Origin of the sequence: Weissella sagaensis (genome assembly GCF_005405285.1) — a bacterium.
Taxonomy (GTDB): domain Bacteria; phylum Bacillota; class Bacilli; order Lactobacillales; family Lactobacillaceae; genus Weissella; species Weissella sagaensis.
In genome coordinates, this window is the sequence record NZ_BJDT01000003.1 from 25,226 (window position 1) to 40,075 (window position 14,850).

The window sequence follows — 14,850 nt, forward strand, 5'->3', positions numbered from 1 at the left end:
TAAAGGAGCTCAAAATAATGGAAACAATTCGCATTGAAGACGCGAAAAATTATGTTGGCCAAGAAGTCCGTTTAGGTGCATGGCTAAGAAATAAACGTGGATCAGGTAAGATGCAATTCTTGCAATTACGTGATGGTACGGCTTTCTTCCAAGGTGTTGTTGTTAAAGCTAATGTTGGTGAAGATATTTTTTCTAAAGCAAAGGCTCTTACACAAGAAACAAGCATGTATTTAATTGGGACAATTGTTGCTGATGAGCGCTCACCATTTGGTTACGAGATGCAAATCAAAGATTTAACAGTTGTTGGTGAATCAGAGGGATACCCAATTACACCAAAAGAACATGGAACAGAGTTCTTAATGGATCATCGTCATTTATATTTACGTCACATTCAGCCATTTGCTGTACTACGTATCCGTAATACTTTGATTGCTGCGACATACGAATTCTTTAATAAAGAAGGGTTTATTAAAATTGATTCACCATTAATGACAGGTTCAGCACCTGAAGGAACAACCGAATTGTTCCACACTGAATATTTTGACGAAGATGCATACCTTTCACAAACAGGTCAATTATATGCCGAAGCTGGTGCCATGGCTTTCGGACGGGTTTTCACTTTTGGGCCAACTTTCCGTGCCGAAAAGTCAAAGACACGTCGTCACCTAACAGAATTTTGGATGATTGAACCTGAAATGGCTTGGATGACTCAAGAAGATTCATTAAAAGTTCAAGAACGTTACATTGCTTACTTAATTCAAGCTGTCTTGGACCGTAATGAATATGAATTGGATCTATTAGGTCGTGATAAAGATCTATTAAAGTCATATACACAATTACCATATCCACGTGTCTCATATGATGATGCTATTAAGTTATTGCAAGATAATGACTTTGATGTGCAATGGGGGGTTGATTTTGGTTCACCTGAGGAAACTTTCTTAGCAAACCATTTTGCAAAGCCGGTATTTATTACTAATTTCCCTAAGGCCATTAAAGCCTTTTATATGAAACGCCATCCTGATCGTGATGACGTTGTTATTTCTGCTGACTTGTTAGCACCTGAGGGTTATGGTGAAATCATTGGTGGCTCTGAGCGTGATACTGATTATGATTATCTAGAGAAGCGCATTAAAGAGCAAGGTCTTGATCTTAATGAATACTCATGGTACCTAGATTTACGTAAGTATGGTTCTGTACCTCATTCTGGATTTGGACTTGGACTAGAACGTGCTGTAACTTGGATCACTGGCGAAGAGCATATTCGTGAAGCAATACCGTTTCCACGCACAATGAACAGACTATGGCCATAAGCTGAATACAAATACTATTAAACCGCTACAAACTCTGTTATGGCAATGTTTGTAGCGGTTTTTATTTGTTCTGTAATGTACGATAATATTCGACAAAATACGCTAAAATTCCCACAATTTTCCCACAAAAAAGTAACCAAGTTTTTACTATATTTTATCTAAAAATTTAGTTGGTTGATAACTTTATTATGCCTAACAACCAAATTAGTGATTTTTATTTTAGGTATAATAACAAGGGAACATGTAGAAGACTTTAGTAATTATTTTATACAATGGGACTTAAAATAAAAAATTATCAAAAGTCCATCATAAATTCAATATCTATAGTTGTTTAACTAAAAATAACGTGTGTTACTAGTATGATCTATAACTCATCATTCGAATCACCATTTCTTAACATAATGATATATGGTATGCTAGATGGTATTATTTTAATAAGGGTTGTTAATCAACAAACTATTCATTTACCAATATTAGTCGGTATTAATTGTTACTACTATTGGTAATTTATTTAAAAATACGTAATGAAAATTAACAAATCAAGGTTTTCCATTTGGATAATCTTATTATTTTATGAACAAATTTAAGTATTATATTGAAAAGGTGTCAAAAAATGGAAATTGATCAAAACAATTTGATGTCGTTTTTAAAGTCAGGTCAAACAACGTTGAATAATTTTTTATTACAACATTATCGTGAAATCGGCCTGAACAATGATGAATTATTAGTATATATTCAAACCAAAATGGGCGCTGATCATGGTGATTTAGAACCTAGCACAGAACAAATTGGTCAAGTATTAGGTTGGTCAGCTAAAAAGGTATTTTCTCATTTAGAAGAAATGCGCAAGAAAGGCTTAGTTAAATTTAATAGTCGTCATGCTAATGATGGTAGGGTTACTACTGAACTAGATTTTATGCCCCTTTACGTTGCCTTATTTAAGATTAAAGTGAATCAAGAAAGTACAAACGATCGTATTGATAAACAGGGATTACCCGCAACTGAAGAGGGTCAAATTAAGCGGGCAGACATTTATAATTTAATTGAGCAAGAATTTGGACGTCCATTAAGCCAAATTGAAATGGAGACAATTAAAAACTGGTTTGATATTGACCATTTTAAGCCACTATTTATTAAAGCTGCTGTCCAAGAAGCTGTTTTGAATGGTGCCTTAAACCTAAGATATATTGAAACTATTTTGGTATCATGGCAGAAAAAAAATTATCATTCATTAAATGATATTACGAATGAAAAAAATAAACATCAGCAGTACAAACAATTACAGTCAGACGAAGCAATTGATATCCCGCTTGACATCGATATATTTAATGTTGATTGGAATAAATTCAAATAAAAAACGAGACAACCAAATTTTTAGTTGTCTCGTTTTTATTAACTATTGTGATACTGACTCACTTGGCTGCTCGTTTTCACCTGAACTTGATGAAGGCGTGCTGTCACTTGAGGTTGTTTCTGAATTCTCATCACTGCTAGTTGATGAGGAGGTTGGTTCACTAGATTCTGATGAACTCTCCGGTTGTTCTGAGGTTGATGATGAGGCTGGTTCTTCAGCCTCAGATGAACTACTTGATGGTTCTTGAACGACTGATGAAGATGAACTACTGCTTCTTCTAGGCGTTGTAGGTGTTCGTCTTACAGGTTGACTAATTACCTTTTCTGCTGAAGTATTAGCACCAACGACTGAATACTCTTTAATACCATTAATCGTTGTACTCTTAACACTATTTGGCATTTCCCAATCAGTGCCATCGGCATTAGCATTTGACATAATATAATCCATCAGCGCCTTGTATACACGTAATGGGATAAATTGTTGTTCACCTGCAGCTAGAGAATGACCGGGTTCATTAGGTTGATCGTAACCAGTCCAAACAGAGATTGCTGCTTGCTTTGTATACCCAGTAAACCAAGCATCCGATGCAGACCCATCCGGCATATTTAATTTATCATCATAGGCTGTCACACCAGTTTTACCAGCTTGTGCATAATCAGAAGTATTAATTATCTTAGCATATGAATCAGTAATAACTGACTTCATCATGTTAGTTAGCATAAATGCTGTTGAGCCTTTCATTGCCTGTTTACCAGAATCTTTAAATTCCTTAACGGCGCCACTTTGATCTGTAATTTTAGAAATATACTGTGGCTCATAATAAGTCCCACCATTATCAAAGGCTGAAAAAGCTGCTGCTTCCTGTTCACTAGATACATTGATACCAATTGCACTAGAAGCAACTAGTTCGTCACTTTTAATGGGAATTCCCAAGCCATTTAAGAATTTAGCCGAATTATCATAGCCGACTTCTTGTAATGTTTTAATTGCCGGAATATTTCGTGATAGAGCAAGTGCTTTACGCATCGTAATATTACCTTGATATTGACGATCAGCATTATAAACCGGTATGTTTGAACCTGGATACACGTATGGTGCATCATTTAATGAATGATTAGTTGACCAATCTAAGTTTTCAACTGCTGGACCATAATCAACTAATGGTTTAGCAGTTGAACCAGAAGAACGACCAGTATTTGTTGCACGATTAGTTCCTTGCAAAGAACTTTGCTTACGACCACCAATTTGTGCAATAACTTGTCCGTTATTAGGGTCAGTAACCGTCAAACCAACTTGCATCATATCATCAGTCCATTGTACATAATCATTAGTATTCGTTACATCATATGCACGTTGTTGTACCTTAGAATCCAAATTAGTTTGTACAACTAAACCATCTTTATTCAAATCATAACCAAGATCTGTTAATTTATTACGAACCGAAGTGATATAAGCATCATCCACTTTATTATCTTCAGTATCTAATGAAGCGTGTTCTTTAGCTAAACCATCTGTGATAGGTGTATTGCGATATTCTTTCGCTTCAGTTTGAGAAATCACACCATTATTTGCCATAGCCGTTAATACTTCATTGCGGCGATTAGTTGCACCCTTTGGATTAGAATAGGGATCATATCCAGAAGGGGACTGTGGCAAACCAGCTAAGAAAGCTATTTGTGGTACGGTTAAGTCAGAAAGATCTTTATTAAAGTAATAATCAGCAGCAGTCTTCATACCATAAACACCGTTACCCATATAAACTTTATTCATATATAAGGTTAAAATTTGATTCTTTGAATATTGCTTTTCAAGTTTTAGAGCTAGCCACGCTTCTTGCGCTTTACGCTTCAATGTTTGATCACTAGACTTCGTTGAAAAAGCCGTCAACTTAATCAATTGTTGGGTTAGGGTAGACCCACCTTGTAATCCCAAAGATGAACCAGTGACGTTCGCAAAAGCGGCACCAAGAATTCGACGAGGATCTACACCATGGTGCTTATAGAAACGTCGGTCTTCAATTGAAACGATTGCCATACGCATCTGTTTAGGAATCTCACTTTGACGCGCACTTTCACGTTTTGAACCAGTCGAATAAAAAACATTACCATCACGATCTAAAAACTTAGTTTGTGATGTACCCACTAACGCCGCATTCGTAACTTTTGGGGCAGATGATGCATAATAAGCAAATAATCCAGCACCACTCAAACCACCAACAACAGCTAAAATGATTAAACCTAAAATGGTGTACTTTGCAATACGTTTAAATTTAGAATTAGTCTTCTCATTATTTGTTTTCTTAGGTTGAGACGGCCGTTTATTATTATTCGTGTTCTGCTGTCCTCGCGAAACACGTGGCATTTTCTCTGTCATATTAAATTATCTCCTTCTTTTTTACATTCTATGAGTAATTTATCAACTGCTTGTAAATAGGGAGTAGTTGGATTATATTGTTGTTCAACTAATGCACCAAATTTAGCAATCTCTTCATAGGGAATAGATTTCCGACCGGTTTCTCTATTATCCCAATATTCAAAAATTAATTTTGCCCATACAACGTAAGTTTCTTGCAAAACGGTAAATCTAATAATCATAAAAGCTAATCCATTTTGTTTAACAATTGCCTTTAGATGTTTAACTTGGTGCTCATGAATATTATTTAAAGGAAACGATCGTTTGTGGGTTGTCTCCTTAGCATCAAAGTCAATATAATAGCCTTTATAGATACCATTATAATCTGTTGTTGAAGCTTGCCGAAAATAAGCTTCGGTAATTTTCGCTGCTGCACGAGCAGGGTAGCTAACATTTACTATTTGGACTGGTGTTGGTTTTTTATGAATAACCGCCTGACCCATTGCCAAATAATATTTATTCGCTTCATTAATATCATGTTCTAATGACATTCCCCGATTGCTCTGTGAAGCACCATAGCTTACAATTGGTTTTTGAAATGCTTTTTGATTAAAAGAATGTCCATTCGGATAATTGAAAGCCATTATGAACTCCTATAATTAAACTTTATCTTTGTTATTATACCAAATGTAGCAGGATAGTAACAGGTTCAATGAATTTAATAGCCATCGTCAGATAAAAGGAGGCAAGAGATGAATCGTATATGGATAACTGGATTTCGTGACTACGAATTAGGAATATTTAATAACAAAGATTCAAAATTAACTGTCATCAATTATGCATTAAATAAGATTTTGACTAACGCTATCAATGACGGTTGTGAGTGGCTAATTACAGGTGGCCAGCTTGGCATTGAGCAATGGGCGGTTGAACAAGCTCTACAATTAAAAGAAACAACCTTTCCTGAATTTAAAATTGCGATGATGACACCCTTTATTGATTTTGGGAAAAATTGGAAAGAAACTAAGCAATTAAAGTTGAATGCTTTAAAAGAGGGCGTTGATTTTAATAGTTCTGTATTTAATACCCCTTATAAAAACCCGCAACAACTCAAAGACTATCAAAATTTTATGCTAGCACATACTGAACATTCTGTTATTTTTTATGATACGGAAGTGCCTAATTCACGGGCGAAATTTGAATATAATGCAATGCAAAATCATGCAAACAATCATGAATATCCTGTTCGTTTAATTGATTTTGAGCGTTTACAAGAATATGCTGATGAATATCAATTAGAAAATTATGACTATTAATCATCACAAAAATCATTTATTTATACAAGTAATTTTGTCATCTAGTTGAAAAGCTGTTAAACTAGTATTAGAAGAAAACTAAGGAGTGCAAGTGATGGAAAACGTGCAACATACTCGGGAAGAAATTCTAAACAAGGATTTTAAAAAGACACGCATTGGTACTGGTTATGATATTACAGATGTTGATGCTTATTTAGATGAAATTATTTCTGATTACCAAGCTTTTCAGAATAATATTGGTGAATTGACGAATCAAAATCAAAAGTTAAAGGATCAAGTTGCCGAATTAACAAAGCAAGTTTCAGCAACACCAACTTCTGAACCGAAAGCATCGCCTGCACCTGCTGTGAATACTAATATGGATATTTTGAAGCGACTATCTAACTTAGAACGTCGTGTATTTGGTAAAGCTTCATCTGAGCAATTTAAAAAGCCACAAGAAAAAGCTGATGATCAACCAGATGAACAAGCACATGATATTGAAGATGTAATTATTTCAGAAAGCACTACACAATCTACAGATTAAGTGTATAATGGATATTTGTGATGTATTGGTGGGTAATTGCGTGCAGCTTATGTTGCATGAGGAAAGTCCATGCTCGCACTAACTGTGATGTTAGTAGTGTTCGTGCTAGCTGAAAAAATAAGGCTAGGCAATTCTTGTAATTGACGGCCAGTGAAATTATCTACGGGCACTGCCTATGATTTTAGTAGCTGTTAAGGTGCCACAGTGACGAACCATCAAAGAAATGCGATGGGTGGAACGCGGTAAACCCCACGAGCGGGCAACCCAAACTTTGGTAGGGGCGTTTGATCTAGCGAAACGAAGCGATGGTCGAGGAAACAGAAATGTTTGAGATAGATGATTACCACCAAATAGATTTTGCCAATTTTTATTTGGAACAAAACATGGCTTACAGCCAATACATTAGGTAGCCGGCGTCCTTGTGGCGTCGGTTTTATTTTGCCCAAAATTTCAAACTACTTTATAATAAAACGTATAAACTTAGAAAGAGAACTAAACATGAAAAATTTTAAATTAATGGCAACAATGGGTGCCGGTATGGAAGCTTTAGTCGCTCGTGAATTAAAAGAAATGGGATATGCTACCCAAACAGAAAATGGTCGTGTATTTTTTGACGGCACTGTTGAAGATATTTATCGTGCTAACTTATGGTTGCGTGTAGCTGACCGTATTAAAATAGTTGTACAAGAGTTTGATGCCAAAACCTTTGACCAATTATTTGAACAAACTAAAGCTTTCCCTTGGGAAGATTTACTACCTTATGATGCTGTTTTCCCAGTTAACGGGCGCTCAAAGAATTCTATTTTACACTCTGTTCCAACGGTACAGGCAATTACTAAAAAAGCAATCGTGAAACGCTTATCTGAAGCATATCATACACATAGTTATCTACCTGAGACTGGTCAACGCTACGTTTTAGAAACTGCTATTGATAAGAACCACGTTATGATTACTTTAGATACAACTGGTGATTCTTTATTTAAACGTGGTTATCGTACTGAAAAAGGGGGCGCACCATTAAAGGAAACAATGGCTGCAGCCCTAGTTAAATTAGCACACTGGTTTACTGATAATCCTTTCGTTGATCCAACAACTGGTTCAGGAACTATTGCAATTGAAGCTGCACTAATTGGTCGAAATATTGCACCTGGATTAAATCGTGAATTCGACATTACTGATTGGGATTGGTTTGACAAAAATATTGGCCAAACGTTAAAGGCACAAGCTCGCAGTATGATCAATTTTGAGGAATCATTAGATATTACTGGTTATGATATTGATGAAAACATGATTGAAATTGCTAAAAATAATGCCCAGGCTGCTGGTGTTGGTGACGATATTACCTTTAAGCAATTAGCCGCTGCTGACTGGTCCACTGACAAAATTAATGGTGTCTTGATTGCTAATCCTCCATATGGAGAACGTCTAGGTGATGAGACCGCTGCCCGTCAGTTATATAGTCAAATGGGTTATATTTATAATAATATGCCAACTTGGTCAAAGTATATTTTGACCTCAGATGAAGAATTTGAAACTGCATTTGGTAAAAAAGCCACTAAGAAACGTAAATTATATAACGGTGCACTAAAAGTTGACTTATATCAATACTGGGGTAAAAAAATTCGTCATTAATTATTACACGTAGATTAAGAGGAGATATGATATGAATCCGTTACTTTCGGGTATGAATGATAAACAAGCTGAAGCAGTTATTACAACAGAAGGCCCACTTCTAATAATGGCTGGTGCGGGTTCAGGAAAAACACGTGTGTTAACCCATCGCGTTGCGCACTTGATTAAGGACCTAAATGTTATGCCATGGCGAATTTTGGCAATTACATTTACTAATAAAGCTGCCCGTGAAATGAAAGAACGTATCAGCCAATTAATTGACGAAAATGAAGCTGATGCTGTTTGGGTATCTACATTTCATGCTTTAGCTGTTAGAATTCTTCGTCGTGATATTGATAAATTGGGTTACAAAAAAGATTTTTCAATCATTGATGCCAGCGCCCAACGCACATTAGTAAAAAGAATTTTAAAAGATCAAAATGTTGATATTGAAAAATTTACACCACGTTCAGTATTAGGTGCTATTTCCAATGCGAAAAATGCTATGGAAAGGCCCGAAAATTATTTAAAACGTGCATCAGGTCCTTTTGAGGAAATTGTTGGTAAAACATATAAAGAATATCAACATCGCTTAGCACTTGCACAATCTCTTGATTTTGATGATTTGATTATGTTAACAATTGAATTGCTACATAAAGATCAAGAAGTTTTATCTTATTACCAAGAAAAATTCCTTTATGTTCACGTTGACGAATATCAAGACACTAACGATGCGCAATATGAATTAGTGACCTTACTTTCAGCAAAACATCGTAATTTAGCAGTTGTTGGTGATTCAGATCAATCAATTTATGGTTGGCGTGGTGCTAATATGCAGATTATTTTGAACTTTAGTAAAGAATATCCTGATGCAAAAACCGTTATGCTTGAGCAAAATTATCGTTCAACACAAACTATTTTAGATGCTGCTAATAGCGTTATTCGAAATAATGATGAGCGTATCGTTAAAAAATTATGGACTGATAATGGTGACGGTGATAAAATCACTTATTATCGTGGCCAATCTGATCGTGCTGAAGCACTTTTTGTAATTAAAGAGATTAAAAAAGCATGTCATGATAATAAATTTGATTATCGTGATTTTGCTATTCTATACCGAACCAATGCACAATCACGTGGTGTTGAAGAGGCTTTAGTTAAAGCTAATATGCCCTATACAGTAGTTGGTGGTTCAAAATTTTATGATCGTAAAGAAATCCGCGATGTACTTGCTTATTTAGCGTTGGTTACAAATTCTGCAGATAATGAAAACTTTTTACGTATTGTTAATGAGCCTAAACGTGGCATCGGCCAAACTTCATTAGAAAAGTTACGTCGTTTTGCATTAGAAAAGGATTGGACATTATTGGATAGTGCTGCTAACGCATTGCTGATTCCAGGACTACCGGCACGTGCTGCAAATAAATTAGTTGCGTTTGCCAATATGATTGAAACCTTTAGAAAGCAAATGCAATTTGATTTAAGCATTACAGATTTGACCAAGGCTATTCTAGATAAATCTGGTTATGAAGAACAGTTAAAAAAGGTTGCAACGCCAGAAAATGAAGGCCGTCTAGAAAATCTAGCGGAATTTTTATCAGTTACTGCAGAATTTGATAAAAACTATCAACCAACTGAAGAAAGCATTTCTAAATATGTTGATTTCTTAGGTGAGTTAGCCTTAGTATCTGATTTAGACAGTGTTGATGAAAACACTAATAATCAAGTTACATTAATGACATTACATGCTGCTAAGGGGCTAGAATTCCCAGTTGTCTTTTTGATTGGTATGGAAGAAAATATTTTCCCATTATCAAGAGCAGCAGCTGACGATGATCAATTAGAAGAGGAACGACGTTTAGCTTATGTTGGTATTACGCGTGCTAAAGAAAGGCTCTATCTAACAAACGCTTATTCTCGTTTACTATATGGACGCACAACTAATAATCCAGCATCAAGATTTATTGATGAAATTGACGGCAAGCTTATTAATGAAGTATCCAGTGGTACTGGGTTACAAATAAATGAGCATGATTTCCCATTTAATCACCGTGTCACACCTGCACAAGGGGTAACATTTAGTGGACGTAGTCGTCAAACAGCAGCCCATACAGTCAGTCAAGCAAAACCAAGTACTATTAGTACTGGTGCTGAAAAAAAAGATTGGGTTATTGGTGACGCTGTAGCGCATAAAAAATGGGGCATTGGCCATGTTGTCAAAATAAGTGGTGATGGTGAAGATAAAGAATTAGATATTGCGTTTCCTAATCAAGGAATTAAACGTTTATTAGCGGCATTTGCACCCATTAATAAAGTTGAAAAATAGATAGGAGATTGGGTTGTGACAGAGGTAACATTGACAGACGTAAATGAAGCAGCTAAGCAAATTGATACACTACAAAATCAGTTGCAACAATGGGCTAAAGAGTATTATGAAAATGATGCACCTACTGTTGAAGATGCTGAGTATGATCAAGCCTATAAACGTTTAGAAGACTTAGAAGCTGCTTTCCCAGAATTAATTCTGGCAGACTCTATTACCCAACAAGTTGGTGGACAACAAGTAAAGTCGGAATTACCAAAAGTAGCACATGAAGTGCCAATGTTGTCATTGGGTGATGTTTTTTCCTTCGATGAATTAAATAATTGGATGACGAACACCCAAAAATCATTTACTGAAGCTTTATCCTATAATGCTGAATTGAAAATTGACGGTCTTGCAATTAGTTTGATTTATGAGAATGGTAAATTAGTACAAGCTTCTACTCGTGGCGATGGTAATGTTGGGGAAGATGTTACCAAAAACATTAAACAAATTAATGGCATTCCAAGTCAATTAAATGAGCCCATTTCTATTGAAGTTCGAGGCGAAGTTTACATGCCTAAAGCAGCATTTGTTTCTTTAAATGACAGTCGTGAGCGTGATGGGTTGCCAACATTTGCCAATCCAAGAAATGCTGCTGCTGGTTCATTACGACAATTAAATCCTAAAATTACAAAACAAAGAGGCTTATCAGCATTCTTTTATCAAGCAGTAGATGCGACCAGCATTTTGGACGTGACAAGTCAATCCGCTTTATTAGAACGATTAAATGGACTGGGATTACCAACTAATTCAACTAACACTGTCATAACCACCTTGGCTGACGTTGAATCATATATTATTTCGCAGACTAACAATCGTGATAGTTTATCATATGGCATTGACGGTATCGTAATTAAAGTAAATAACTTGCATTATCATGAAGAACTAGGAAATACTGTTAAAGTACCAAAATGGGCAATTGCGTATAAGTTCCCGCCTGAAGAGGCGCAAACAACTATTTTAAATATTGAATGGACAGTTGGTCGTACTGGTGCAGTTACACCAACAGCAGTTATGACACCGGTGCAGTTAGCAGGCACAACAGTCGCACGAGCTTCCTTACATAATGCTGATTATTTAAAATCTAAGGACATTCGCATTGGTGACACTGTGACTTTGCATAAAGCAGGCGACATCATTCCTGAAGTTGGTAAAGTACTTTTAGACAAACGTCCTGCTGATAGTGTTGATTATGAGCTGCCAACAACATGCCCAGCCTGTCAACAAGAACTTGTGCATGTTGATGGTGAAGTTGCAATGCGTTGTATTAATCCAGCGTGCCCAGCACAAGTAAAAGAATCCTTAACACATTTTGCTTCACGTAATGCAATGAATATTGATGGGCTAGGTCCTAAGATTATTACGCAGTTATTATCACGTGATTTAGTTACAGCGGTTACCGATTTATATCGTTTAACTTATGATGATTTGATTGTATTAGATAAATTTGGTGATACAGCAACAAATAATTTATTAAATGCTATTAATACATCCAAAACAAACTCTGTTGAACGCTTATTATTTGGTTTAGGTATTCGTAATGTGGGGGCTAAAGCTGCTAAAACAATTGCTGCTAAATTTGGTGATCTTAAATCGATTGCACAAACCACAGCAGAAGAAATTGCTGAAATTCCAGGTATTGGATTGACAATTGGTGATAGTATTACGCAATATTTTGCTACCAAACAAGCACAACGCTTAATAAATGATTTGTCGGAGTTAGGTGTTAATTTGACATATACTTCTCAAGTGCTTGCGGTTGAAAATCCACAGTTTTCAAGTAAAAAAATTGTGCTAACTGGCTCATTATCTTTATTTTCACGACGTGAGGCAACTGCATGGTTAGAATCACAAGGTGCAGTAGTTGCCAGTTCAGTATCTAAAAAAACTGACTTATTAATAGCTGGTGAAAACGCCGGTTCCAAATTATCAAAAGCACAAGACTTAGGCATTGAAATTTGGTCAGAAAAACAATTACGTGATACTATGGATGATAGTGGTAATGAACAAAATGTGCTAAACTAATAGGCAGTTTAGACGATTAAAGGAGAACACGTATGCGTGCAGTAAAATGGATTTCCTCAGTTGTTGCTGTTATTGTGCTGATTTCGGCATTAGTTTTCTTTGGGAATTTCTTCTCTAAGAATTCTTCTTCTGTTTCAAACACACATAATAATAAAACAGCGCCTGCAACAACGAAGTCAAATTCAAAAAAAGGGATTCAAGTAACTAGTAAAAATGACAACTCATCTTATCAAACAGTAATTAAGAATGGTCGTTACCTAACTAGTAAAGCGCGTGGTGTTACAGCATCACAAGAAAGCAATACTTTTAATCAAGTTAGTTTTGAAAATGGCTTACTAAATTTTTCAAAGGAACACTTTAGTACATCAAAGTATATTTTCCAAGAAGGACAATTTTTGACAGCTAATCAAGCTAATGAATGGTTAGGTCGTCAATCTGATGATAATAAAGACGGACTAAACCCTCGTGATAATGGTAAATTTAACAACGAACGTAACCCAATTTATCTACAAACTATTGAAGAACAAGACTTCATGACTAAAGAGGGTAACAATCTTAAACTCCATGGTATTGTTCTTGGTCTAGCAATGAATACACAAGATACCTATCAAAAAGAACAATACGGTGCTAATTTTACCCAAGACATTAGTAAGGATGATCGTATTAAACAAGGTCAAAATATGGCTAATGAAATTGTTAAGCGTTACCGTAATATAAATGGTATTAGTAATGACACACCAATTTATGTTGCAATGTACGCACAAGCAAAATATGATTCATTGGCAGGTGGTAATTTTTATAGTTGGAATGTTTCAAAGTCAGGTGATAGCTTAAGTAATTGGACAAATATTGATAATCAAACTGTTGTTTTACCAATGCAAGAAAGTACAGCTGATGATAAGTCTGTTAGTGCCAAGCTTAATTCAAGCTTTGTTAACTTCTCAAATAACATTGAAGGTTTCTTCCCTAACTTGTCTTCTGTTACGGGACAAGCCTCATACGATGGTAATAATTTAGAAGGTCTAATTGTTTCAATTTCAACACAGTTCTATTCAGCAACTGAAATTGAAAGTTTCGCTAATTATATTGCACAAAGCGCACCAAATTACTTACCTAGTGGTGTACCAATTAAAATTAAAATTGAAGCATCGACAGGTATGCAAGCATACTTAACTAAGAGCGCTGATAGTGATAAATATAAAGTTACTATTTTAGGTTCATACTAATGCAAGAAAAAGTCACAGAAATGTGGCTTTTTTTCTTGCATTTCTATACTGAGACACGTAATATGATTAAAATGTTTATTTTATTAGGAGGAATAAATCAATGGGAATGCATCAATATTTATCTGGCCTAAATGAGTTAGAAATGATTTCACGTGCACCTGGATATTTTAAATATCAACCACACTCGGTTGCTGCCCATTCGTGGAAAGTTACTCAAGCAGCTCAGTTTCTTGGGGACATTGAAGAAGCTAGTGGGAATGAGGTTGATTGGCGTATGTTATATGAAAAGGCGCTAAATCATGATATTACAGAACGCTTTATTGGTGATATCCGAACTCCTGTTAAATATGCATCAGCTACATTGCGTCATATGTTAGCTGACGTTGAAGATACGTTGTCTGATAACTTTATTCGCACAGAAATACCCAAAGAGCTCCAAGCTGTGTATACGCGTCGTTTACACGAAGGAAAAGATGATACCTTAGAAGGGCGTATTTTATCTGTTGCTGACAAAGTTGACTTATTATACGAAGCATTCGGTGAACTACAAAAAGGTAATCCAGAACCTGTATTCACTGAAATATACAAGGAAAGCTTGGAAACAATTTTTGCTTTCCGTGACTTGCCTAGTGTCGCTTACTTTATTAAGGAAGTCTTGCCTGAACTGTTAAATGAACAATTCCCAGGATCCGAAAAATTACAACGTATTTATATTGGTATTTTTAATGCTGATTAATAGCTATTTTGTTATATAATAACGTT

At 35.6% G+C, this 14,850-nt stretch carries 11 protein-coding genes and 1 other RNA gene; 10 read left to right on the forward strand and 2 right to left on the reverse strand.

The window, feature by feature from the left end; translation table 11 throughout:
- Positions 1-17: 17 nt before the first annotated feature.
- Positions 18-1,313, forward strand: a complete 1,296-nt coding sequence (gene asnS / locus FFM55_RS03875) for an asparagine--tRNA ligase (protein WP_042494078.1) — start codon at positions 18-20, stop codon at positions 1,311-1,313.
- 613 nt (positions 1,314-1,926) lie between these two features.
- Complete coding sequence (locus FFM55_RS03880) at positions 1,927-2,667, forward strand: DnaD domain-containing protein (RefSeq protein ID WP_042494076.1); 741 nt, start codon at positions 1,927-1,929, stop codon at positions 2,665-2,667.
- A gap of 42 nt (positions 2,668-2,709) precedes the next feature.
- Here FFM55_RS03880 and FFM55_RS03885 read toward each other — a convergent pair whose 3' ends face one another.
- Both FFM55_RS03885 and recU read right to left on the reverse strand, forming a co-directional pair.
- Positions 2,710-5,040, reverse strand: a complete 2,331-nt coding sequence (locus FFM55_RS03885; protein ID WP_137600524.1) for a PBP1A family penicillin-binding protein — start codon at positions 5,038-5,040, stop codon at positions 2,710-2,712.
- Entirely contained in the window at positions 5,037-5,663 is a 627-nt protein-coding gene (gene recU / locus FFM55_RS03890; RefSeq protein WP_042494069.1) for a Holliday junction resolvase RecU, read from the reverse strand. The genes FFM55_RS03885 and recU overlap by 4 nt, the downstream gene beginning before the upstream one ends.
- A gap of 108 nt (positions 5,664-5,771) precedes the next feature.
- Between recU and FFM55_RS03895 the strand changes: the two genes are divergently transcribed.
- The 8 genes from FFM55_RS03895 (at position 5,772) to FFM55_RS03930 (ending at position 14,824) form a co-directional block, all read left to right on the forward strand.
- Complete coding sequence (locus tag FFM55_RS03895; protein ID WP_042494067.1) at positions 5,772-6,335, forward strand: SLOG family protein; 564 nt, start codon at positions 5,772-5,774, stop codon at positions 6,333-6,335.
- Positions 6,336-6,429: 94 nt separating this feature from the next.
- Entirely contained in the window at positions 6,430-6,861 is a 432-nt protein-coding gene (gpsB, locus tag FFM55_RS03900; protein ID WP_042494065.1) for a cell division regulator GpsB, read from the forward strand.
- Between the two features lie 24 nt (positions 6,862-6,885).
- Positions 6,886-7,257: RNase P RNA component class B (rnpB, locus tag FFM55_RS03905), an RNA gene on the forward strand.
- Positions 7,258-7,359: 102 nt separating this feature from the next.
- Positions 7,360-8,493 (forward strand): THUMP domain-containing class I SAM-dependent RNA methyltransferase, encoded by a 1,134-nt coding sequence (locus FFM55_RS03910; RefSeq protein ID WP_042494061.1) that lies wholly within the window; start codon positions 7,360-7,362, stop codon positions 8,491-8,493.
- Between the two features lie 31 nt (positions 8,494-8,524).
- A complete protein-coding gene (gene pcrA / locus FFM55_RS03915) occupies positions 8,525-10,798 on the forward strand; it encodes a DNA helicase PcrA (protein WP_042494059.1) in 2,274 nt (757 codons plus the stop codon).
- 15 nt (positions 10,799-10,813) lie between these two features.
- Positions 10,814-12,862, forward strand: a complete 2,049-nt coding sequence (gene ligA, locus FFM55_RS03920) for an NAD-dependent DNA ligase LigA (protein WP_042494056.1) — start codon at positions 10,814-10,816, stop codon at positions 12,860-12,862.
- A gap of 32 nt (positions 12,863-12,894) precedes the next feature.
- Complete coding sequence (locus tag FFM55_RS03925) at positions 12,895-14,088, forward strand: CamS family sex pheromone protein (protein WP_042494054.1); 1,194 nt, start codon at positions 12,895-12,897, stop codon at positions 14,086-14,088.
- A 100-nt stretch (positions 14,089-14,188) separates the two neighbouring features.
- Positions 14,189-14,824 (forward strand): YfbR-like 5'-deoxynucleotidase, encoded by a 636-nt coding sequence (locus FFM55_RS03930; RefSeq protein ID WP_042494052.1) that lies wholly within the window; start codon positions 14,189-14,191, stop codon positions 14,822-14,824.
- The last annotated feature ends 26 nt before the right edge of the window (positions 14,825-14,850 follow it).

Bases quoted from the DNA above. Each gene is read 5' to 3' on its own strand.
- asnS (WP_042494078.1), top strand. From the start codon at position 18: ATGGAAACAATTCGCATTGAAGACGCGAAAAATTATGTTGGCCAAGAA.
- FFM55_RS03880 (WP_042494076.1), top strand. From the start codon at position 1,927: ATGGAAATTGATCAAAACAATTTGATGTCGTTTTTAAAGTCAGGTCAA.
- FFM55_RS03885 (WP_137600524.1), bottom strand. From the start codon at position 5,040: ATGACAGAGAAAATGCCACGTGTTTCGCGAGGACAGCAGAACACGAAT.
- recU (WP_042494069.1), bottom strand. From the start codon at position 5,663: ATGGCTTTCAATTATCCGAATGGACATTCTTTTAATCAAAAAGCATTT.
- FFM55_RS03895 (WP_042494067.1), top strand. From the start codon at position 5,772: ATGAATCGTATATGGATAACTGGATTTCGTGACTACGAATTAGGAATA.
- gpsB (WP_042494065.1), top strand. From the start codon at position 6,430: ATGGAAAACGTGCAACATACTCGGGAAGAAATTCTAAACAAGGATTTT.
- FFM55_RS03910 (WP_042494061.1), top strand. From the start codon at position 7,360: ATGAAAAATTTTAAATTAATGGCAACAATGGGTGCCGGTATGGAAGCT.
- pcrA (WP_042494059.1), top strand. From the start codon at position 8,525: ATGAATCCGTTACTTTCGGGTATGAATGATAAACAAGCTGAAGCAGTT.
- FFM55_RS03925 (WP_042494054.1), top strand. From the start codon at position 12,895: ATGCGTGCAGTAAAATGGATTTCCTCAGTTGTTGCTGTTATTGTGCTG.
- FFM55_RS03930 (WP_042494052.1), top strand. From the start codon at position 14,189: ATGGGAATGCATCAATATTTATCTGGCCTAAATGAGTTAGAAATGATT.